The sequence below is a fragment of the Corynebacterium sp. HMSC08F01 genome, assembly GCF_001807545.1.
GTDB classification, from domain to species: Bacteria; Actinomycetota; Actinomycetes; order Mycobacteriales; family Mycobacteriaceae; genus Corynebacterium; species Corynebacterium coyleae.
Genome location: NZ_KV789275.1, coordinates 1 through 695 on the forward strand (window position 1 = coordinate 1; position 695 = coordinate 695).

Sequence of the window (695 nt, forward strand, 5' to 3'; positions counted from 1 at the left end):
CTCAAGGGCCTGCGCGCCCGCGTGGAGGAGATCGGTGGGGAACTTTCGGTGGAGGGCAACGTCCTCGCCGCGACACTGCCTGTGGAGGAGCAATGACGCTGCGCGTAATGCTTATCGACGACCACCCGGTCGTCCGCGCCGGCCTTCGCGCCGTTCTCAACTCGTTCGGCGATATGGAAGTGGTGGCTGAGGCCGCCGACGGCGATGTTGAGGTGCCGGGAGACGTGGACGTGGTGGTCTCCGACATTCAGATGCCCGGCGCGTCCGGAATCGACCTGACCCGCCGTTTGGTCAAGGCGGGCGGGCCGCCGGTGCTCATCCTGACAACCTACGACACGCAGGCTGACGTGGTCGCGGCGGTGGAGTCCGGCGCGATGGGCTACCTGCTCAAAGACGCGCCGGAGGATGAATTGCATGACGCGGTGGTGCAGGCGTCGAAACGCAAGCGCGTGCTCTCTCCGCAAGTGGCGAATGTGCTGGCAGACCGTCTGGTCAACCCCGACGAGGCTCTGTCCGCCCGCGAGATCGAACTGCTTCGCGCACTGCAGACGGGCGCGTCGAACCGGGAGATCGCCGAACAGCTCTTCATCTCCCAAGCCACGGTGAAAACCCACCTGATCCACATCTATTCAAAGTTGGGGGTTGACAACAGAACAGCTGCCGTAGAGCAAGCTCGGCAGCGTCGCATCATCTAA

The 695-nt window shown here is 64.0% G+C and carries 1 protein-coding gene; it reads left to right on the forward strand.

Features of this window, described 5'->3' with window-relative positions; all coding sequences use genetic code 11:
• The first annotated feature begins 92 nt into the window (after positions 1–92).
• Complete coding sequence (locus tag HMPREF3171_RS01045; RefSeq protein WP_070482281.1) at positions 93–695, forward strand: response regulator; 603 nt, start codon at positions 93–95, stop codon at positions 693–695.